The organism is Mesorhizobium sp. BR1-1-13 (assembly GCF_020165515.1).
In the GTDB taxonomy this organism is placed as follows: domain Bacteria; phylum Pseudomonadota; class Alphaproteobacteria; order Rhizobiales; family Rhizobiaceae; genus Mesorhizobium.
On record NZ_JAIUIH010000003.1, the window covers coordinates 1 to 20827 of the forward strand.

General features: G+C 62.3%; 23 protein-coding genes. 4 read left to right on the forward strand and 19 right to left on the reverse strand.

Annotation, left to right across the window (positions count from 1 at the left end; all coding sequences use genetic code 11):
• From LB533_RS07480 to eno, 5 genes are all read right to left on the reverse strand, one after another.
• Positions 1-974: biotin/lipoyl-containing protein (locus LB533_RS07480; RefSeq protein ID WP_224676995.1), on the reverse strand; the 974-nt coding region annotated here is incomplete at its 3' end.
• An 18-nt stretch (positions 975-992) separates the two neighbouring features.
• Positions 993-2384 carry a pyruvate dehydrogenase complex E1 component subunit beta gene (locus LB533_RS07485; protein ID WP_140638076.1) on the reverse strand — a complete coding sequence of 464 codons (1392 nt, stop codon included), beginning with the start codon at positions 2382-2384 and terminating at the stop codon, positions 993-995.
• A 15-nt stretch (positions 2385-2399) separates the two neighbouring features.
• On the reverse strand, positions 2400-3437 hold the full coding sequence (gene pdhA, locus LB533_RS07490; RefSeq protein WP_140638075.1) for a pyruvate dehydrogenase (acetyl-transferring) E1 component subunit alpha: 1038 nt from the start codon (positions 3435-3437) through the stop codon (positions 2400-2402).
• Positions 3438-3652: 215 nt separating this feature from the next.
• Positions 3653-3976: an FtsB family cell division protein gene (locus tag LB533_RS07495; RefSeq protein ID WP_140501344.1), complete on the reverse strand. Its 324-nt coding sequence runs from the start codon at positions 3974-3976 to the stop codon at positions 3653-3655.
• 157 nt (positions 3977-4133) lie between these two features.
• Entirely contained in the window at positions 4134-5408 is a 1275-nt protein-coding gene (gene eno, locus LB533_RS07500; protein ID WP_140638074.1) for a phosphopyruvate hydratase, read from the reverse strand.
• 199 nt (positions 5409-5607) lie between these two features.
• On the opposite strand from eno, the gene LB533_RS29835 reads away from it, so the two are divergent.
• Positions 5608-5730 (forward strand): hypothetical protein, encoded by a 123-nt coding sequence (locus LB533_RS29835; RefSeq protein ID WP_263483006.1) that lies wholly within the window; start codon positions 5608-5610, stop codon positions 5728-5730.
• Between the two features lie 69 nt (positions 5731-5799).
• Here the strand turns inward: LB533_RS29835 and LB533_RS07505 are convergent, their stop codons facing one another.
• The 7 genes from LB533_RS07505 to LB533_RS07530 form a co-directional block, all read right to left on the reverse strand.
• Positions 5800-6165 carry a PRC-barrel domain-containing protein gene (locus tag LB533_RS07505; protein WP_140501340.1) on the reverse strand — a complete coding sequence of 122 codons (366 nt, stop codon included), beginning with the start codon at positions 6163-6165 and terminating at the stop codon, positions 5800-5802.
• A gap of 172 nt (positions 6166-6337) precedes the next feature.
• The gene (gene kdsA / locus LB533_RS07510) at positions 6338-7183 is read right to left on the reverse strand and encodes a 3-deoxy-8-phosphooctulonate synthase (RefSeq protein ID WP_140557261.1); all 846 of its coding nucleotides are present in this window, start codon (positions 7181-7183) and stop codon (positions 6338-6340) included.
• Positions 7180-8070 (reverse strand): VOC family protein, encoded by an 891-nt coding sequence (locus LB533_RS07515; RefSeq protein WP_140638073.1) that lies wholly within the window; start codon positions 8068-8070, stop codon positions 7180-7182. The genes kdsA and LB533_RS07515 overlap by 4 nt, the downstream gene beginning before the upstream one ends.
• Before the next feature lie 47 nt (positions 8071-8117).
• Positions 8118-8408, reverse strand: a complete 291-nt coding sequence (locus tag LB533_RS07520; protein ID WP_140501335.1) for a Dabb family protein — start codon at positions 8406-8408, stop codon at positions 8118-8120.
• A gap of 106 nt (positions 8409-8514) precedes the next feature.
• Positions 8515-8649: a hypothetical protein gene (locus LB533_RS29840; protein WP_263486323.1), complete on the reverse strand. Its 135-nt coding sequence runs from the start codon at positions 8647-8649 to the stop codon at positions 8515-8517.
• Positions 8650-8848: 199 nt separating this feature from the next.
• Complete coding sequence (locus LB533_RS07525; protein WP_140638072.1) at positions 8849-10828, reverse strand: bifunctional 2',3'-cyclic-nucleotide 2'-phosphodiesterase/3'-nucleotidase; 1980 nt, start codon at positions 10826-10828, stop codon at positions 8849-8851.
• A 151-nt stretch (positions 10829-10979) separates the two neighbouring features.
• On the reverse strand, positions 10980-12245 hold the full coding sequence (locus tag LB533_RS07530) for an NAD(P)/FAD-dependent oxidoreductase (protein ID WP_224676996.1): 1266 nt from the start codon (positions 12243-12245) through the stop codon (positions 10980-10982).
• Positions 12246-12410: 165 nt separating this feature from the next.
• On the opposite strand from LB533_RS07530, the gene LB533_RS07535 reads away from it, so the two are divergent.
• Entirely contained in the window at positions 12411-13070 is a 660-nt protein-coding gene (locus tag LB533_RS07535; protein WP_140638070.1) for a 5-formyltetrahydrofolate cyclo-ligase, read from the forward strand.
• Between the two features lie 30 nt (positions 13071-13100).
• Here LB533_RS07535 and LB533_RS07540 read toward each other — a convergent pair whose 3' ends face one another.
• Positions 13101-13574, reverse strand: coding sequence for an Lrp/AsnC family transcriptional regulator (locus LB533_RS07540; protein ID WP_140501327.1), 474 nt, complete (start codon positions 13572-13574; stop codon positions 13101-13103).
• A gap of 158 nt (positions 13575-13732) precedes the next feature.
• Here LB533_RS07540 and ald point away from each other — a divergent pair, with 158 nt between their 5' ends.
• Entirely contained in the window at positions 13733-14848 is a 1116-nt protein-coding gene (gene ald, locus LB533_RS07545; RefSeq protein ID WP_140501325.1) for an alanine dehydrogenase, read from the forward strand.
• A gap of 378 nt (positions 14849-15226) precedes the next feature.
• On the opposite strand, the gene LB533_RS07550 is transcribed toward ald, so the two are convergent.
• From LB533_RS07550 to LB533_RS07575, 6 genes are all read right to left on the reverse strand, one after another.
• Entirely contained in the window at positions 15227-15694 is a 468-nt protein-coding gene (locus tag LB533_RS07550) for a DUF1203 domain-containing protein (protein WP_140638069.1), read from the reverse strand.
• Positions 15695-15836: 142 nt separating this feature from the next.
• Entirely contained in the window at positions 15837-16394 is a 558-nt protein-coding gene (locus LB533_RS07555) for an OmpA family protein (protein WP_140638068.1), read from the reverse strand.
• Positions 16395-16490: 96 nt separating this feature from the next.
• Positions 16491-17054: a GNAT family N-acetyltransferase gene (locus LB533_RS07560; RefSeq protein WP_140501320.1), complete on the reverse strand. Its 564-nt coding sequence runs from the start codon at positions 17052-17054 to the stop codon at positions 16491-16493.
• A gap of 2 nt (positions 17055-17056) precedes the next feature.
• The gene (gene sseA / locus LB533_RS07565) at positions 17057-17908 is read right to left on the reverse strand and encodes a 3-mercaptopyruvate sulfurtransferase (protein WP_140638067.1); all 852 of its coding nucleotides are present in this window, start codon (positions 17906-17908) and stop codon (positions 17057-17059) included.
• Positions 17909-17984: 76 nt separating this feature from the next.
• Positions 17985-18728, reverse strand: a complete 744-nt coding sequence (locus LB533_RS07570) for an alanyl-tRNA editing protein (protein ID WP_140638066.1) — start codon at positions 18726-18728, stop codon at positions 17985-17987.
• Complete coding sequence (locus LB533_RS07575) at positions 18728-19762, reverse strand: cysteine synthase A (RefSeq protein WP_140638065.1); 1035 nt, start codon at positions 19760-19762, stop codon at positions 18728-18730. The genes LB533_RS07570 and LB533_RS07575 overlap by 1 nt, the downstream gene beginning before the upstream one ends.
• Positions 19763-19992: 230 nt before the next feature.
• Between LB533_RS07575 and LB533_RS07580 the strand changes: the two genes are divergently transcribed.
• Positions 19993-20814, forward strand: coding sequence for an SDR family oxidoreductase (locus LB533_RS07580; RefSeq protein WP_140501312.1), 822 nt, complete (start codon positions 19993-19995; stop codon positions 20812-20814).
• Positions 20815-20827 lie beyond the last annotated feature (13 nt).

The window sequence follows — 20827 nt, forward strand, 5'->3', positions numbered from 1 at the left end:
TCGGTCCACGAGGCATTGGCATCCGGCACCGCCTTCAGGGCCATGGCCATCGCCTTGATCACCATGTCGTTGACCGAGAGCTTGTAGGCGGGCGCCTCGCCCTTGTCGGTCTTCTTTACCGGTGCGGCCGCATTGAGCTGCGTGCGCAGCGAAAGCAGCGCATCGAGCTCGCAGTCGAGCGTCAGGTAGAAATGCGGGATGGTGGTCTTGGCCTCGACCAGCCGCCGCGCGATGGTCTTGCGCATGTTGTCGTGCGGAACCAGCTCGTAGGAGCCTTCCTCGAACAGGCGCAGCACCTGATCGTCCGACATCGCCTTTACCGGCGCGGGAGCAGCGGCCGGCGCGCCAGCCGGAGCCTTGGCAGCGGGTGCTGCCTTGGCGCCGCCGCCGGCTATGGCGGCATCGACATCGGCCTTCACCACCCGGCCATGCGGGCCGGTGCCGGTCACGGCAGACACATCGACGCCCGCCTCTTTGGCAATACGGCGCGCGAGCGGCGAAGCAAAGGTGCGCCCTTCCAAGGATTGGCCGATCTCCCCACCCGTGGGGGAGATGCCCGGCAGGGCAGAGGGGGGCGTGACAGAATGCGACGTGGGAGGGGCAGCGCGCCCCTCTGTCGGCTTCGTCGACATCTCCCCCACGGGTGGGGAGATTGGCGCCTTCTCCTGCTGTGCCTCGGCTTTCGCCGGCGCGGCATCGCCACCGCTTTTCGCGGCGGCACTTGCGTCCTCGCCCTCGGCGGCAAGCACGGCGATCAGCGCATTGACCTTGACGCCTTCGGTACCGGCGGGAACGACCAGTTTCGCCACCGTGCCCTCATCGACGGCTTCGACTTCCATCGTCGCCTTGTCGGTCTCGATCTCGGCAATGACATCGCCGGGCGAAACCTTGTCACCTTCCTTGACCAGCCACTTCGACAGATTGCCCTCTTCCATGGTGGGCGAGAGGGCCGGCATGGTGATGTTGATTGGCATTGTGTCCTCCCGCCCGGTTCAGCGATATGAGACGGCTTTGACGGCCTCGATGACCTCGCCGACATTCGGCAAGGCCAGCTTTTCGAGATTGGCCGCATAGGGCATCGGCACGTCCTTGCCGGCAATGGTGATGACCGGCGCGTCGAGGAAATCGAAGGCTCGCTGCGACACCTGGTTGGCGATATGGTCGCCGACCGAGTTCTGCGGGAAGCCTTCTTCCACCACGACCAGCCGGTTGGTCTTCTTCACCGAGGCGATGATGGTGTCGAAGTCGAGCGGACGGATGGTCCTGAGATCGATGATCTCTGCGTCGATGCTCATGCCGCGCAGTTCCGCTTCGGCCTTGACCGTATAGGTCATGCCAATGCCGAAGGAGACGATGGTGACGTCCTTGCCTGACTTATGGATGCGCGCCTTGCCGATCGGCAGCACGAAATCGTCCAGCTTCGGCACGTCGAAGGACTGGCCGTAGAGGATTTCGTTTTCTAGGAAGATGACCGGGTTCGGATCGCGGATCGCCGCCTTGAGCAGTCCCTTGGCGTCGGCGGCGGTATAAGGCATTACTACCTTCAGGCCCGGTATATGGCTGTACCAGGCGGCGTAGCATTGCGAATGCTGGGCGGCGACGCGAGCCGCAGCACCGTTCGGCCCGCGGAAGACGATCGGCGCGCCCATCTGTCCGCCGGACATATAGAGCGTCTTGGCGGCCGAGTTGACTATCTGGTCGATCGCCTGCATGGCGAAGTTGAAGGTCATGAACTCGACGATCGGCTTCAAGCCCGCCATCGCCGCGCCGACCCCGACGCCGGCAAAGCCGTGCTCGGTGATCGGCGTGTCGACGACGCGACGCGGTCCGAACTCCTGTAGCAGTCCTTGGGTGATCTTGTAGGCGCCCTGGTACTCGGCAACCTCCTCGCCCATGACGAAGACATCGCCGTCGCGGCGCATTTCCTCCGCCATGGCATCGCGCAGCGCTTCGCGCACTGTGGTCGAGACCATCTCGGTGCCTGCAGGAATGTCAGGATCGGCGGCGACTTCAGTCTTCGGCGCGGCCGCCACAGGTGCCGCCGCCTCGCTCTTGGCTGCGGCGGGCGCAGGTGCCGGCGCCGCTGCTTCAGCCTTGGCGGGCTCTTCACCGATGCCTTCACCGGCCTTGTCGACGTCTTCGCCATCCACGGCCAGCACGGCGATCACCGCGTTGACCTTGACGCCTTCGGTGCCTGCGGGAACCACGATCCTGGCAAGCGTGCCCTCATCGACAGCTTCGACTTCCATCGTCGCCTTGTCGGTTTCGATCTCGGCGATGACGTCGCCGGCGACCACCTTGTCGCCCTCGTTCTTCAACCATTTGGAAAGATTGCCCTCTTCCATGGTCGGCGAAAGGGCGGGCATGAGAATTTCGATCGGCATGTCCTTGCCCTCCCGTTACAATACGATGTCGGTCCAGAGCTCGGACGGATCCGGCTCGGCGTCGTGCTGGGCAAACTCGGCGGCATCGGCGACGACGTCGCGAACCTCCTTGTCGATGGTCTTCAATTCGTCCTCGCTTGCCCACTTCTTCTGGATCAGCCGCGCTTTGACCTGCTCGATCGGGTCATGCTCGGAGCGCATCTTCTGCACTTCTTCCTTGGAGCGGTATTTCGCCGGGTCGGACATCGAATGGCCCCGATAGCGGTAGGTCTGCATTTCGAGGATCAGCGGCCCATTGCCGGCACGGCACCATTCGGTGGCGAGATCGCCGGCGGCCTTGACAGCACGCACGTCCATGCCGTCGACCTGGATGCCGGGAATCTTGAACGAGGCGCCGCGATTAGAGAAGTCGGTCTCCGCCGAGGAGCGCGATACCGAGGTGCCCATGGCATAGCGGTTGTTCTCGATAATGTAGATCACCGGCAGCTTCCAAAGCGAGGCCATGTTGAAGCTTTCGTAGACCTGGCCCTGGTTGGCGGCCCCGTCGCCGAAATAGGTCAGCGTGACATTGTTGTTGCCGCGATAGCGGTTGGCGAAAGCCAAGCCCGTGCCGAGCGACACCTGGGCGCCGACGATGCCGTGGCCGCCGTAGAAATGCTTTTCCTTGGAGAACATGTGCATGGAGCCGCCCTTGCCCTTCGACAGGCCGCCTCGGCGGCCGGTCAGTTCGGCCATGACGCCACGCGGCGAGAGTTCCATCGCCAGCATATGACCGTGATCGCGGTAGGCGGTGATCATCTGGTCACCGTCGAGCAGCGCCATCTTCATACCGGTGACGACCGCTTCCTGGCCGATGTAGAGATGGCAGAAGCCGCCGATGAAGCCCATGCCGTAAAGCTGGCCGGCCTTTTCCTCGAAGCGGCGAATAAGCATCATGTGCCGGTAAGCGGCAAGCTCCTCGTCCTTGGTGAATTCCACTGGTTTGGGCGCGGAAAGGCCCGATTTGCCGTCGGATTTCGACTTGGCAGGCGCTTTCCTGGCTGCGGTTGCCATGCATCACTCCCTGTTGGCGGCTCTTCGCGGACATTTCGAGCAAGATAAAAATCTGCTCGAGCAAGATGAAATCTGCTCAGGGGAGATCAGCTCTCCCCACTGATTTTGGGGAGGCTAACACGTGAGAACGTGTTCCGCCATGTCGAAATTGCATAGCTGGCATGCGACTAAGCAATTAGAATCATTGAAAATATTGGTGATTAACCTGATATTGGTTACTTTGCCGAGACCGGCAGCATGATGGTGATCTCGTCGGCCTGGGACAAATTCAGCGCCTTACGCGCCTGCTCGTCGAGCATGTCCTTCTCCAGCGTGCCGTCGTGCATCAGCTTGACGCGCCGTTCCAGCTCCATCCTGCGCGCCTTGATCGCATCGAGCTGGGCCTGCAGGGCAACAGTCTCGGCCTCGAGCTGGTATTTCGAATTGATGCCGAACTCGCCGTGATAGGCATGAAAGCCGAAATAGGCCAGGAACACCGCGCAGAGCGAGGGAATTATCAGCCGGCCGGTGTTTCTCTGTTTGTGCTGACGCGTCCACATCGCCCGATCCCTCGCAGTCGCGAACTCAGGCGACCACGGTCTTTTTCGCTCCATTGTGCTTAACGGACGGTTACGGATGACGCGTCCACAGGCGCTCCAACGAAAAAGGGCGGGAATTCCCGCCCCTCGCCGCCATCCCTGTGTCCGATGCTCCGGCTCAGCCCTTCAACATCGACTTGCCGGCGTAGCGCGCCTGCTTGCCGAGTTCTTCCTCGATGCGGATGAGCTGGTTGTATTTGGCCATGCGGTCGGAGCGTGACAGCGATCCGGTCTTGATCTGCCCGCAATTGGTGGCGACGGCGAGGTCGGCGATGGTCGAATCCTCGGTCTCGCCCGAGCGATGCGACATGACGGCGGTGTAGCCGGCCTTGTGCGCGGTCTCGACGGCGTCGAGCGTCTCGGTCAGCGAGCCGATCTGGTTGACCTTGACCAGGATCGAATTGGCGACGCCCATGCGGATGCCGTCGCGCAGGCGCGCCGTATTGGTGACGAAGAGATCATCGCCGACGAGCTGCGTCTTCTTGCCGATCAGGTCGGTCAGATATTTCCAGCCTTCCCAGTCGTCCTCGGCAAGGCCGTCCTCGATCGAAATGATCGGATAATCGGCGGCGAGTTTGGCCAGGTATTTCGCCTGCGCCTTCGGGTCGCGTGTCTTCTTCTCACCTTCATAGACGTAGTTGCCATCCTTGAAGAATTCCGTCGCGGCGCAATCGAGGCCGAGCGCAATCTCTTCGCCCGGCTTGAAGCCGGCCTGCTCGATCGATTCCATGACGAAATCGAGCGCCACCGGCGCGCTCTTCAGGTTTGGGGCAAAGCCGCCTTCATCGCCGACATTGGTGTTGTGGCCGGCGTCCTTCAGCTTCTTCCTTAGCGTGTGGAACACCTCCGAACCCCAGCGCACGCCTTCGCGCAGCGTCGGCGCACCGACGGGCAGGATCATGAATTCCTGGAAATCGATCGGGTTATCGGCATGGGCGCCGCCATTGATGATGTTCATCATCGGTACCGGCAGCAGATGCGCCTTGGTGCCGCCAACATAACGATAGAGCGGCAGGCCGGCGGCTTCGGCCGCGGCCTTGGCCACCGCCAGCGACACGCCGAGAATAGCGTTGGCGCCGAGCCGGCTCTTGTTGGGCGTGCCGTCGAGTTCGATCATGGTCTGGTCGATGTGGATCTGGTTTTCGGCTTCCATGCCGCCGATCGCCTCGAACAGTTCGCCGTTGACCGCCTCGACGGCCCGCAGCACGCCCTTGCCGAGATAGCGGGCGCCGCCGTCGCGCAGTTCGACGGCCTCATGCGCGCCGGTCGAAGCTCCAGACGGCACGGCCGCGCGGCCCATCGAACCGTCTTCGAGCACCACATCGACCTCGACGGTCGGATTTCCACGGCTGTCCAGGATTTCACGCCCGACAATGTCGATGATGGCGGTCATTGCGATGTCCCCGATTGATCTGACGAAACGTCGCGCCCGTCTTAGCCAAAGCGGCGCAAAAGGCAATCGGGCCACCGGCAATTATTGCCGCCGGCGCGATTCACGAAGCGCAAATTCCTGTCATCATAAGTCATGCGCCATAGGGTGGCCGCCGGTCTATGATGGCAACTGCGCGGGGCGAAACAGGAGGAGTTTCGCCATGTCCGAGTTGAGCGGTATCGTGAGTTTGTTCCTGATCGCGGCGGCGTTCTTGACGTCCTGCGACAACCAGCAGCCTCCACAGGGCGCGGTGCAACTGTCGACCCTCCGCAGCGCGGAGTAGGCACTGCAGGCGATCATGTAAAAGGCCCCCGCTGCGTTTGCGGGGGCCTTTTCACGTCAGGCTGGCCGGTCAGTGCCAGTAAGGCTCGACCTTGTAGTAATTGTAGGAGGCGTCACGTGCGGCCTCGCCATCGGCGCCCGTCAGCTCGTTGATCGAATAGGCGGGAGCGGCTTTCAGCTGGTCCTTGGAGAATGGCACGACATAGCCGCCCCGGTCCTCATCGTAATCCAAACTCGCCCATGGGATGGCGTGATATTTTTCACCCATGCCGAGAAAGCCGCCAAAACCGATCACAGCGAACATGATGCCGTTGGACAGCTTGTCGAGCATGACGTCCTCGATGCTGCCGATCTTCGTGCCTTCGGTGTTATAGACGGATGTGCCGATAACCCGCGAAGCAGCGATAGCCTCTGTGTGTCCTGCCTGGGTTGTCATGATGTGCTCCTCATTGTCGTTGCTCTGGACTTTCACAATGAGGGGCGAGATCGAAGGTTCCCGACTTTTCCGCCGGTCTGTTCGACTTTTTTCGCCTGTATGAAGGTGACTTCTTACTGACGTGGCAGACCGATATATGTCCTCCGCGGCGACAACCTTCAGCTGCGCCGGGTCAGCGGGCCTTCGCCACCCGGTCGAACGCCATCAACCTTTCCAGAAGTGCCGGCATATCCTTCAGCGGCACCATGTTCGGTCCGTCGGACGAGGTCGAATTATCCGGATCCTGGTGGGTCTCGATGAAGACGCCGGCAACGCCGACAGCGACAGCCGCGCGGGCCAAGGTCTCGACAAAGCGGCGTTCGCCGCCGGAGGAACCGCCCTGCCCGCCCGGCTGCTGGACCGAATGGGTGGCGTCGAAAATAACAGGCGCGCCGATGTCGGCCATAATGGGCAGGGCCCGCATGTCGGAGACAAGCGTGTTGTAGCCGAACGAGGCGCCGCGCTCGGTGGTCAAGACATTGGCGTTGCCGGAGCCGGTGATCTTGGCCACCACGTTCTTCATGTCCCAGGGCGCGAGGAACTGTCCCTTCTTGACGTTAATCACCTTGCCCGTCCTTGCGGCGGCAACCAGCATGTCGGTCTGACGCGACAGGAAGGCCGGGATCTGCAGCACGTCGACATGCGGCGCAACGATGGCGCACTGTTCCTCGGTGTGGACGTCGGTCAGAACCGGCAAGGAGAATTCCTTGCGCAACTCGTCGAAGACCGGGAGCGCCGCTTCCATGCCGGCACCTCGCGTTGCCGACAGGGAGGTGCGGTTGGCTTTGTCGTAGCTGGTCTTGTAGACGAGGCCTATGCCCAACCTGCCTGTCAATTCCTTCAGCGCGCCGGCCATGTCGAAAGCATGCTGGCGTGATTCAAACTGGCAAGGGCCGGCGATCAGCGACAGCGGTGCTGCGTTGTCGAAGACGACATTGCCGACGGTTACCGATGAATTGGGCGCCAAGGCGTTGCTCATTGTATCTCCCGAAAGATGAAGGCCGCGCCCTGCCCGGATGCCGGCTGCACGACGATATCATTGCCCGACATATCGTATCTGATGGAATTGGCTGCAAGCAGACCTGCCGCGACAGCGGCACGCTGAACCGAAAAGACGACTGCCGCGAAGCGGAGTTGCGTCGGCTTACCGGCGGGCACGCCAAAGCGTGCCGTGAAAGAGGCCGGGTCGAGCACAGTCAAGACAGCGTTAGGTAGACGAAAAATGGAGGCGCGCGCGTCAGCGGTCGGATCGTTTGCTGCCACGGAAATCAGCCGACGCTGCTCGGCGGGCTCGTCGCTGATTGCCACGATCTCGACAATTCCCGTGGCACCGTTGGCGTGAGCCTGCAGCGCTGTGCGGTCCACTTCCGGCGCGTTGACGCGCTGGCAGGCGAACAGGAACGCATCGGTTGAACCCCCGGACGACGCGAAGGCCAGTCTGAATGACGCCATGTCGCTTTTGCCCGAGGCATCGGTGAACGCGCGCGAAAAGCCCAGCATGTCCCCGCCCGACAGGCTCGCATCGACATAGCGTGCATGGTCCGCATCGGCATCATCCGTGGCCAGGACCACGGCGGAAAAACCTTCCTTGCCATTGCGGTCACGATAGAGTCGGTCACGCGCGACGAAGACATTGCCCTGGCCGGCGGCCCTCATCGCGGCCTGGTCATCGCCGACAGCCAGCGGTTCGAGATAGGTGCCGTCCGCGAGGAAGACGCAGCAATTTTCCGTGCCGAATGGATGGATGCCTGTCGGCGCGACGATGAAGCCGAGGGCCGTTAGCCGCGCCCGCGCCACATCCAGGCTCAAGGTCGGCAGCACGAGGTGGTCCAGCGGATGAGTGCCTGTGGATGGTGTGTGGATCATGCCGGCGCGGTGTGCCTCATTCCGCAAAAGGGTTCAAGAGTGTCGGATCAGCTCCCCGCCACCACATCGGCGGAATAACGCAATTCACGCAACGGTTTGACCCTGCTGGTGGTCTGCGCATAGAGCGGATGCGCCTTGTAGGCGGCCAATGCGGCGGCATCCGTGAATTCGGCATAGACGACCACGTCGATTTCATCCGACAGCGGATCGACCTTGGTGTTCAGCGTCACCTCGAACAGGCTGGAATGGGGAATGCCGCCGAGCGCCAGCAGCCCCGAGCGCACTGCCTCCACATCCTCGCCGCGCCGCGCGCTGAAGAAAACGATATGCCGGATCAAACCCGCCTCCTTGATCAAAATCCGGGGTCTTTTGTGACGACGAAACCGTCAGGTCAACCGTTCAGGGTGCCGCGCGTCCTTGCGACGCGCCCAGGATGCGCCAAATCTAGGCCTTGCCGGTGACGTAACGCACCACGTGAGAGACATTCCTCACCGTCATATCGAGGTACCGGCCCTGGTTGTAGAGACCGTCCCAGATCAGGAAAAACGCAACGGCGGCGATGACGATGACATAACGCATGGCTAATCTATCGCATAAGCCCGGCTGTGCTCCTAGACGTTTCTGCCAGGCAAAAACAGGTCCGTGTCGACCCTCGTCCGGTGTGTGAGCTCTCGGCACCTGGAACTGGCAAATCAATGCCGGCGCGCCTTTGATCTCGTCGCCGGGCGACTGGCCGGGCATGCCCCGAAACGGCCCGCGGCCCAATTGCGAGTGGCGATCAGAGAAGGATTCGGTATTTCGCGAATCCTGCCTCGCCTTCGCCAGCCGGCTCGATCTTCAACGACTTCACTTCAGCGATGAAGTCCTTCGCCTTGGGCCCTGTCTCGAACACGACGCTGGTTCCGGGCAGCGGCGCGAACGACCAGTTGCCGTCCGCCGACGGGTTTATCGTGCCCTGCTTGACGATGTAGCGGACGATGACATCGCGGTTGGTGTCCGGCGCTTCGTAGATGATCCTGGAAGCATCAATGTCAGGGAAATTGCCGCCGCCGCCGGCCCGGTAGTTGTTCGTTGCAACCACAAATTTCTGATTGGGATCAATTGGTTTTCCGTCGAACATCAAGTCGACGATGCGATTGGCGCCGGCATTGGCAAGCCCGCCCTTGGCATCGTATTTCGGCGGCTGGGACAGATCTATTTTGTAGGTGACGCCGTCGATAACGTCGAAATTGTAGGACGGAAAGTCGGTGTTGATGAGCGCCTGGTCGGCCTTGCCAAGTTCGATCCGGTTGAAGATGCCGGCCGACATTTCCAGCCATTCCTTGACCTGCGCTCCGGTGATCTCAACGGCCCGCACGGTGTTGGGATAAAGGTAGAGGTCGGCGACGTTCTTGATGGCGATGTCGCCTGCCGGCACATCGGTGTAGTAGTCGGCGCCGTTGCGCCCGCCGGCCTTGAAGGGGGCTGCCGCCGACAGCAGCGGCACGTTCTTCCATTGGGTGTTTTTCAGGATGTCCTGCAGGTACCAGGTCTGCGCCTGGCTGACGACCTGAACCGACGGATCGTCGGCGACCAGCGCGAAATAGGAATAGAGCGGCGCTGCGGTCTTGCCGACGGGACGACGCACATAGGCGAGCGTTGCCTGGTGGTCCTGCTCGAGCGCGGCGATGATGCGGTTGTCGTCCGCGACAGTCGGCTTGTTCTTGTTATCGACACGCTCGAAGATCGGCCGCGCCTCCGAGGTAGCGGAAACGATCTTCCATTTCGATCCGTCGCGCTCCAGCATCAGATCGATCAGGCCCATATGCGAGCCCCAGAAGCCGCCCATGACGGCGGGCTTGCCCTGTAGCGTACCCTTTTGCGCATCGACGCCTTCGAGCGCCTGAAAATCCTTCTTCCCAGGGAACACCAGATGCTGGTGACCCGTGAACACCGCGTCGATGCCTTCGACGCCGGCGACAAAGAACGATGCGTTCTCCATCATATCGCCCTGCTTGATGTCGATGCCAGAATGCGAGAGCGCGATGATAATGTCGGCGCCGTCCTCCTTCATCTGCGGCACCCAGGCCTTGGCGGCCTCGACAATGTCGCGCGTTCTGACATTACCTTCGAGGTTCTTGAGATCCCAGACCATGATCTGCGGCGGCACGAAGCCGATGATGCCGATCCTGATCGGTTGCTCGGTGCCTGAACCGTCCTTGATCTTCTTGTCGAGGATGACGTAGGGCTTGAGGTAGAGCTTGTCGTCGCGCGGGTTCGCGGCAAGCTTGGTGCCGCGGATCAGGTTGGCGCAGACGAAGGGAAAATTGGCGCCGGCCAGAACCTTGTCCATGAACGACAGGCCATAGTTGAATTCGTGGTTGCCCAGCGTCGAGCACTCGTAGCCGAGCAGGTTCATGCCTTTCATGACCGGATGAAGGTCGCCGTCCTTCATGCCCTTTTCATAGGCGATGTAGTCGCCCATCGGATTGCCCTGCAGCAGGTCGCCATTGTCGATCAGCATCGAATTGATAGCCTGCTTGCGCACCGCGTCGATCAGCGAAGCCGTGCGCGACAGTCCCATCGTGTCATTCGCTTTGTCGGCGTAATAGTCGTAGGGCAGCACATTCACATGGATGTCGGTGGTCTCCATGATCCGGAGATGCGCCTGGTTAGCCTGGGCGCGGGCGGAGAAAGGGTGAAGCGCAATCAGCGCGCCCGTGGCGCCGGCGCCCGCGAGGAGACTGCGGCGGGAGACGGAATGGAGCGGCTGCGACATGTTTTCTCCTTTTCGACGACACGAAAGCCCTGCCCCAAAGCGAACTTCGCGCTGAAACCTATTCGAGTCCATTCAAGAAGTTGCGCGCATCGGAGCTCTCAGTCGATCAGCAACTGATGACGCGCGGATGAACGGGCGCAAGCGCGGAAGATCAGCCCTTGTCGTCGTCGCCCTGCGTGATCAGGCGGGCGCTGCGTTGGCCCGTGACGTAGATCCATAGCCAGCTCAGCGACACCGCGAGCCGGTTGCGGAAGCCGATCAGGAAATAGATGTGCGCCAGTCCCCACAGCCACCAGGCCGGCCAGCCGGTCAGCCTGATCCAGCCGAAATCGATCGCTGCGGCGCGCTTGCCGATCGTGGCCAGGTCACCGGCATGCTTGTAGTGGAACGGCCGTACGCTCGGGTCGCCGGCAAGCCTGGCCTTGATGGTCGCGGCAACATGGCGGCCCTCCTGCTTGGCGGAAGGCGCCACGCCGGGAACTGGCCGTCCATCGGGCCGCAGCACGAGAGCGGCGTCGCCGATGACGAAAATCTCGGGGCTGCCCGGGACGGTGAGATCGGGTTCAACCAGCACCCTTCCCGCCCGATCGGCGGCGGCGCCCAGCCATTCGGCTGCCGGCGAAGCGGCAACGCCCGCCGCCCACAATATGGTCCTCGCCGGCAGATGCGTGTCGCCGAAGACGACGCCCTCGGCGTCGCAGCGCGTGACCGCCCGGCCGAGTTCGATCGTCACGCCGAGCCGCTTCAGCGCCTTTTTGGCATAATCGGACAGTTTCGGCGCGAAATTGGCCAGTATGCGGTCGCCAGCCTCGATCAGCACCACACGCGTCTCGCGCGTGTCGATGTTGCGGAATTCGCCGCGCAGTGTGTCGTGCGCCAGTTCGGCAATGGTGCCGGCAAGTTCGACACCGGTCGGACCGCCGCCGACGATCGCGATGGTCAGCAGCGCCTGGCGCCTGGCGGGATCGGTTTCCCGCTCGGCCTGTTCGAAGGCGAGCAGAATGCGCCGTCGAATGGTGGTGGCGTCCTCCAGGGTCTTCAGCCCTGGCGCGAACGGCTCCCATTCATCGTGGCCGAAATAGGCGTGTCGGGCACCGGTGGCGAGCACCAGCGTGTCGTAGGCGACGGTGCTGCCGTCATCGAGCAGCACGCGTTTTCCGGCTCGGTCGATGCCGGTGACATTGGCGAGCAGCGTCGTCACGTCCTTGCGCTTGCGCAGCAGGTGGCGGATCGGCCAAGCGACCTCCGAGGTCGCCAGCGCCGTCGTCGCGACCTGGTAGAGCAGCGGCTGGAAAAGATGATGATTGCGTTTGTCGATCATGGTGATGCGCACGGGCGCTCCGGCGAGAGCGCGGGTGAATTCGAGGCCGCCGAACCCCGCCCCTACGACGACGACATGGTGATTGGCTTGATCCATCGCGTTCACCCTGACGAGCAATATCGCCTGCCTTTGATGTAGGAGCTTTTGTGCAATGCAGCAACACAAAGGCCGTGCCCGAGACTCGTCGTTCCATGTCGTGAATGCACATGTCGCATCCCGCCGCCGGGTATAGCGTTATGGAAAACAGCGATGAGGTGAAGCATGGCCAACGATCACGACGACCAGGGTCCCGCGCAATATTCCTCGCCGCCATGCTTCATGCACGAACTCGATCCTGCGTTTCACGCGCCCATAGCCGATTGGACCGACGTCAGACGATGGCGCAAGGCCGAACGGGAACGCCTGATCGCGGCGCGTCTCGCGGTTTCCGCCGATGCGCGAACGGCGATGTCGCAGAGCATCGCCGGAGCCCTCGACGCGGTGATCGGCAATATCGCCGGCCGCATGGTCAGCCTCTATTGGCCGTTTCGCGGCGAGCCGGACCTGCGGCCATGGATGGCCGCCATCAATGAACGAGGCGGGCGCACCGCGCTGCCCGTCGTCGTCGAAAAGGCACAGCCGCTGATCTTCCGGGCCTATGTTCCGGGCGACCGGCTGGAGAAGGGCGTGTGGAACATTCCGATTCCGGCCGAGGGCGAACCGGTCTTGCCCGACATCGTCATCTCGCCGATCGTCGGCATCGATTCCGGCAATTATCGCCTGGGCTATGGCGGCGGGTTCTATGACCGAACGCTGGCGGCGATGCCGTTCAAGCCGCTGGTCATCGGCGTCGGCTACGAATTGCAGCGCATCGCCACCATCTACCCGCAGCCGCACGATATCCCGATGGACCGGATCGTGACGGAGGCTGCCAAGGCGTAGACGGCTGAAGGCGTGGAAGGCTGAGAACGCTCAGGCCATTTCGGGCTTCAGACCCATCGCCGTCCGGTCGACGATTTCGCGCAGGGCAAAAGACGAATTGATCTTCGTCACATGCGGCATCGCCGACAGCCACTCCTTGTGGATGCGTTCGTAGTCGGCAAGGTCCTTGGCCGCGATCCTGAGGATGTAGTCGTACTCGCCCGACATCAGGTGACAGGACAGCACGTTGGGGCAGCGCTTGATCGCAGCCTCGAAATCCGACAGCGTCTTCTCGAACTGGCCCGACAGCGATATGTGCACGATCGCCGTCATCTGGTGACCAAGTGCTGCATTGGAAAGCCGGGCATGATAGCCGCGGATGGTTCCGGATTTCTCCAGATTGTCGAGCCGGCGCGAACAGGCCGACTGCGACAGGCCGACCCTTTCGGCAAGGGCGGCGTTCGGCATCCTGCCATCCTTCTGCAAGGTCTCCAGAATGGCGATATCAATCCTGTCGAGCGGCATTCTTCGTGATTCCTGCGAATTTTTGCGCATTCTACGCAACAATTATCGAATAGCGAACCCTCCTGCAAGTGCATTCGCAAACACTTACGCAACGATTCGTGGTTGACTGCGTCAATACAGGGAACGAGCCCGGAAGGGCCGTGTCAGGAGAAAAGAAAATGCGCGTCGGCTGCCCCCGGGAAATCAAGAATCATGAATATCGTGTCGGGCTTACGCCCGGCTCGGTCCGCGAATATGTCGCCCACGGACATGAGGTGCTGGTCGAGACCGGCGCCGGGGCTGGCATTGGCGCCGACGACAACGCCTATCGCGCCGCCGGCGCCACCATCGCCAAGACGGCGGCCGACGTGTTCGCCAAGTCGGATATGATCGTCAAGGTCAAGGAGCCGCAGCCTAACGAATGGGCCCAACTGCGCGATGGCCAGATCCTCTACACCTATCTTCACCTTGCTCCAGATCCGGAACAGACCAAGGGCCTGCTCGCTTCGGGCGTTACCGCCATCGCCTATGAAACGGTGACCGACGACCGGGGCGGCCTGCCGTTGCTGGCGCCGATGTCGGAAGTCGCCGGCCGCCTGTCGATCCAGGCCGGCGCCACGGCGCTGCAGAAGGCCAATGGCGGCCGCGGCGTGCTGCTCGGCGGCGTGCCCGGCGTGCTGCCCGGCAAGGTCACTGTGCTCGGCGGCGGCGTCGTCGGCCTGCACGCGGCCAGGATGGCGGCTGGCCTGGGCGCCGACGTCACCATCATCGACCGCTCGATCCCGCGCCTGCGCCAGCTCGACGACCTCTTTGCCGGCCGCGTCCACACCCGCTACTCGACCGTGGAGGCTCTGGAAGAAGAGTGCTTTTCCGCCGACATCGTCGTCGGCGCCGTGCTGATCCCGGGTGCTGCGGCGCCGAAGCTGGTCTCGCGCGAAATGCTTTCGGGCATGAAGAAGGGGTCGGTGCTGGTCGACGTCGCCATCGACCAGGGCGGCTGCTTCGAGACCTCGCACGCGACCACGCATGCTGAGCCGACCTATGAGGTCGACGGCGTCATCCACTACTGCGTCGCCAACATGCCGGGCGCCGTGCCGGTCACCTCAGCACATGCACTCAACAACGCGACTCTGCACTATGGCCTGCAGCTCGCCGACAAGGGCCTGAAGGCGCTGGTCGACGACCATCATCTGCGCAATGGACTCAACGTCCACAGAGGCAAGATTACCAACCGTGCGGTCGCCGAAGCGCTCGGCTACGAACTGGTCGAACCGAAGGCGGTTCTCGCGGCCTGATTCTCCTGAGAGGATACCGGCCTCCCGTCAGCCCGCCGGTCATTCCCGGCGGGTTTTTTCTTTCCGGATTGGCGGCTGTCAGGCCTGCACCCGGCTCGGGCTTAAAACATGTGCCGCAACCTGCGTCTCGGCGCCAATTGCAAGTTTAACTGAGCCCTCCAGGCAAATAGTCGAAGCCCATCGGCTTCTTTGCGCACAAACTTTCTGTGGGAGGTTCAGGCAAACAAAAAAGCGGAGCCAAGGCCCCGCTTCCTCGATGTCGAGATTTGCCGCCGGTTCATCCGCGGTCGACAAATCGATCGACGACTACCCGTGTACCGCACTGGTGTGACGGGAGTACGACAGCGCTCTGCTATCGCACCGCCCACATGCGCCCCTTCAGGTGCGTTCGATCCGGCATTGGTAGCAATTGTTGCGCGCCGAGCGAACATGGACGTAGGCAATGTCGTCGCGCTCCAAGAGAGCCTCGGCGCGCGCCGCGATCGCATCGGTCGCAATGACGCCGCCGCTGCCATAGACGATGCGGTCATCCCTGCCGTAGCCGCGCACGATATAGTCCGGGCTTTCGAGAATTTCGGGAAGCGCCTGAGATTCCGCGGTGCGCTCGCATTCCTGCGCGTGAAGGAAGATCGGTCCGGTCTCGGCATAGGGCTGAAGTTTGGGGAATGGCCGGTAGGCCAGGATGAGATAGTCGTCTCCGGCGGAGATGTTCTTCAGGCAATGCCGGCATGGCATGCCGTCGCCGTCGGAGACTTTGCGCTCGGGCGTGTTTCCATACGCATCGGGTCCGCCGCGCTGAAGCGCTCGTACATCTTGTGTCGGCAAGGCTTTGAACTGGATGGTCATGGCGAAAATCTCCGATGTCGTTGATCGGAAGTTATGCGCTTCAGCCCCTGCCTCCCACCCGATTCCTGACAACCATTGGCCCTTGACCGGCATTTTCCAGCCGACCAAGGCAAGGCGAACTTCACCGGATTGTCGGAACTCCTCAGCGAATGAAGTCGTCAAAGCGACGGAGGGTGACCCGCCGGTTCCGCCAGTTTTCGTTCTGCGTCTGCACCAGCAGGAATTCCTCGCCATAACCGACCGTCTCCAAAGCATAGGCCGGCACGCCGAATTCGCGCACCAGGGTGCGCTTCAGCGAGGCGGCGCGCTGTTCCGACAGGATCTGGTTCGATTGGAAGGAGCCGACGGCGTCGGTATGGCCCTCGATGAGGACGCGCGCCCCGGGATTGCGGCGCAGGATACGCTGCAACGCATCGGCGATAGTGTCGATCTTGTCGTATTGCGAACTGGAAATCGCGGCCGAGCCGAAGGCGAAATTGATCGACTGGATGTCGATCGACCGGGCCATGCGGCGCAGGTCCGGCCGGCGCTTGAACTCACGGATGGTGACACGCTCGTTCGGGCGCAGCTTCACACGGGGTGCCGCCTCGAGCTTTCGTTCGATGGTTGCGGCCGAAGGTGTTGTCGCCTGCCCGGCGGCGAGACCGGGCATTGCGATTGCCGCGATCAGCGCGGCGGCAAGGGTACGGCGGGTCAGCATGTCTTTTCTCCTTCGGCCCGTATTATGTGCGGGCAAGATCGCAGAGACAGGCTGAAGCGCGGATGAACGAGAGGTTCAGCTTTTGTGAGGGCGTCGCTATGGCCGCATGACGCTGGCCGAGCGCTCGGCGAAGGGCAGAGGGTGCACGGTCTCCTTCTTCTGCGCCACCGGCGCGAAGCCGAGCTTCTGGTAGAGCGGCAAGGCAGCAGGATGGTCGAGCGTGCAGGTCTGCACCGTCACCCGTTTCGGTCCATACGACCAAGCCGCGGCGATCGCCGATCCCAGGAACCAGCGGCCGATGCCTTGCCCGGTGGCATGTTCCATCATGCCGAAATAGGCAAGCTCAACTTCTTCCGGCAGATGCGGCTTGAGGTCGAAAAACCCGGCGGGCGCGCCGTCGAGATAGAGCACCCTGATGTCGCGATCCTCGCGGTGGATGCCGGCAGAAAGCTCGTCGTCATCCAGCCTCAGCACATTGACCCAGTGCCATTTACGCCCCACCCGATCCATCAGGTACCGGTAGAAATGCAGCGGAATGTCCTTGGTTTTCAGGAGTGCGACCTGGCGGTTGTAGGGCATGGGCGGCGACACGGCCGGTGGTGCATGCATCTCGAGGAACGTCACCGTGACTTCGATGTCCTTCAGCTCGCCGTTTTCCATCGTCATTCCTTGCCTGTCACGACTGGTGTGTCGGAGAGACCGCCCCATTCGGTCCATGAGCCGTCGTAAAGCCTGTTGTCGGTATGGCCAAGCGTTTCCAACGCAAGCGTAATCACCGCTGCCGTAACGCCAGAGCCGCAGGAAGTGACGACAGGCTTCGACAGATCGAGGCCGGCGTCCTCGACCACCTTGCGCAACCGCTCCTTCGGCAGAAGCACGCCGTGTTCCGACAGCGCCGAATAGGGCAAGTTGCGCGCGCCCGGCATATGGCCGGAACGGACGCCCGCACGCGGCTCCGGCTCCGCGCCGGTGAAGCGTCCTGCCCCGCGCGCATCGGCAATCTGGCTCTCCCGGGTTTCGACGATGCGGCGCATATCGGCAAGGCTGGCGACCCGGCCGGCGTCGAAATCGGCGTGGAACACGCTGGGCGCGATTTTGGTCGGTTCGGCCGTCACTGGCCGGCCGGCCGCTTTCCAGCCATCGAAACCGCCGTCAAGGATATAGGTCTGGAAGACGCCCATCACCCGGAACATCCACCATGCCCGAGGTGCCGAGAAAAAGCCCGGGCCGTCATAGACGATAATCGTGTCATCGGCCGAAACGCCCATCGCGCCGACATACTGGGCAAAATGCTGCGGCGACGGCAGTGTATGCGGCAGCGCGGCGTCCGGATCGGAGACCGCGTCCTGATCCAGGAAGCGGGCGCCCGGAATGTGCCCGGCATCATATTCGGCCCGCGCGTCGCGGTTCTGCGCCGGGAGATACCAGGATGCATCGACAATCGTCAGGCCAGGCTGGCCCAGACGCTCCTGCAACCAGTCCGCGTCGACGGTGAAAGGACTGTCTTCAGCCATTGTGGTTCTCCTGCCGCCATTGACCAGACGTTGCCTTGCCGCATGATCTTGTCCGAAAACGTCGCAGCTTTCGAGATCATGTTTGAGGCATCAGTCCAAACCGGATGCGGAAGCGCCGGTTCTCACGTCCCTTCTTCTCGATCTTGCCGATATGGATTTCGCCGATCTCGCCGGTGCTTTTGACATGGGTACCACCGCAGGGCTGGCTGTCCACCGAAGCGTTCTCGCCGATGCAGACCAGCCGGATTTTGCCGGTGCCTAGCGGCGGACGGACATTTTTGGACTTCACCAGACCCGGATTGGCGGCCAGTTCCTCGTCGCTGATCAGCCTGGTAAAGATCGGATGATCGGCCCGCACCAAGCCCATCAGGCTCGCCGTCACGTCTTCCTTGCTGAAGCTGGCGTCGGGAATGTCGAAATCGACACGGCTGTCGTGTTCCGAAACCGCCGCGCCGGTGATTGGAAACGGGCAGACGACGGTGAGCAAATGGCAAGCGGCATGCATGCGCATCAAAAGGTGCCGCCGCTCCCAGTCGATAGCGAGCCTCAGGCGCTCCCCGACCGCAGGCGCGGCTTGTTCCGGCGCCGGCACGTGGATGATCTCGTCCTTTGTTTCCCCGGTGATGGTGGCGGCCAGCACGATGCGGCTGCCATCGGCGCGCTGGAGATGGCCGCTATCTCCCGGCTGCCCGCCCGAGGTGGCATAGAAGATGGTGCGGTCCAGAACGATGCCGCCGCGCTCGTTGACGGCGACCACCACGGCATCGGCCGTCCTGAGATAGGCGTCGTCGCGAAACAGCGCTTCGGTCTTGTGCGCCATCACACAACCTCTTCAAACGGCACGGAAATCTCTGATTTCTCTTCCATCCAGCCGGGCACCGGCAGCTTCTTTTCGCGCAGGAATTCGGGATTGAACAGCTTCGATTGGTAGCGTGTGCCGTAGTCGCAAAGAATGGTCACGACGGTATGGCCGGGGCCGAGTTCACGCGCCAGCCGGATCGCGCCCGCTATGTTGATGCCGGTCGAACCGCCGACGCAAAGGCCTTCCTCCTGGACCAGGTCGAAGACGATCGGCAACGCATCCTCATCACGAATCTGGAACGAGAAGTCGGGCGTGAACCCATCGAGGTTGGCTGTGATGCGCCCCTGCCCGATGCCTTCGGTGATCGAACTGCCTTCCGACTTCAGCTCACCGCTGGTGTAGAAACTGTAAAGCGCAGCACCCAGCGGATCGGCGAGGGCGATCTTGACGTCCCTGCTTTTCGCCTTCAGCCCGAAAGCGACGCCGGCCAGCGTTCCGCCCGAGCCGACCGCCGAGACGAAGCCGTCGACCTTGCCGCCGGTCTGGCTCCATATCTCCTGCGCCGTGGTGCGGATATGACCATCGCGGTTGGCGATATTATCGAACTGGTTGGCCCAGATAGCGCCGTTCGGCTCCGACCGCGCCATTTGCTCAGCCAGCCGCCCCGACAATTTCACGTAGTTGTTGGGGTTCTTGTACGGCACGGCCGGAACCTCGATCAGCTCGGCGCCGAGCAGCTTGATCGTGTCCTTCTTCTCCTGGCTCTGCGTCTCGGGAATGACGATGACGGTGCGGTAGCCGAGCGCCTTGGCGACCAGCGTCAGCCCGATGCCCGTATTGCCGGCCGTGCCCTCGACAATGACGCCGCCCGGCCTGAGCAGCCCACGCTCTTCGGCATCGCGGATGATGAACAGGCCGGCGCGGTCCTTGACCGACTGTCCAGGATTCATGAATTCGGCCTTGCCCAGAATCTCGCAGCCGGTCTCTTCCGAAGCCTTGTTGAGGCGGATCAATGGCGTGTTGCCGATAGCGTCGATCACGGAGCGGGGCATTCGGGAGTCCTTGTGTAGCTGCGGCGAAACCCTAGAAACCCGAAGCTTCGGTTTCAAGGCAAGAATTTGCCTGGTCCAGTCGCATTTTCCGCACTGCATTTGCGCCGGCGTCTCCCTGGTGCCGGGCGTATCCGCGCTGTTCATTTGCGACTGGCGTCGAAAACCGCTCTTTTCATTCGATTTCTTCGCGGTTAGAGCAAAAGCCAAGAACAATTCGACGGGGGCGCAGCATGACACTCTATCGGGCCGACCCGAAGCATGGCGTCGCCTGGGTCACGGGAGGCAGCAGCGGCATCGGCCGTTCGCTGGCCAGGGATCTTGCGTCCCAGGGCTATGCGGTGGCCGTAACGGCACCCGATGGCGATCCGATCGACACGCTGATTGTCGAGACCGCGCAGATGCCAGGCAAGGTGAAGGCTTTTCCCTGCGATGTCACCGACGAGCCGCGCATGGCGAGAACCGTCGCTGCGATCGAGAACGAGCTTGGCCCCATCGTGCTCGCCGTCTTAAACGCGGGCAATTACATTTCCACGCCTGGCGAGGCTCTCGTCGTCAGCGATTTTCGCCGCTCTTTCGAGGTCAACTATTTCGGCATCATCAACGGGCTGGTGCCGGTCGTCGAACGCATGCGCGTGCGGGCGCGCGGCCATATCGTGCTGGTCGGCTCGGTCACCGCTTATTTCGGCTGGCCGACGACGGCCGCTTATGGCGGCACCAAAGCGGCGATCAACATCCTGGCCGAATCGCTGAAATACGATTTCGACAAGATGAACGTGCGCGTCCAGGTCATGAATCCGGGCTTCATAGACACACCGCTGACCGAGAAGAACATGCTGCCCATGCCGGGGCTGATGCCGGTCAGCCGAGCGACGCGGCGCATGGTGCGGGGTATCAAATCCGGCGGCTTCGAGGTCACGTTCCCGCGCCGGACGAGCTGGCCCCTGAAGCTGCTCAGCCTGTTGCCGAGACCGGTGTACCGAGGCGTGATCAGCCTCATGACGAGCTGGAAGGCACGGCCGCTGAATTATGACCGCAAGCCGCCGAGCGAATAGAAGCCACCGGATC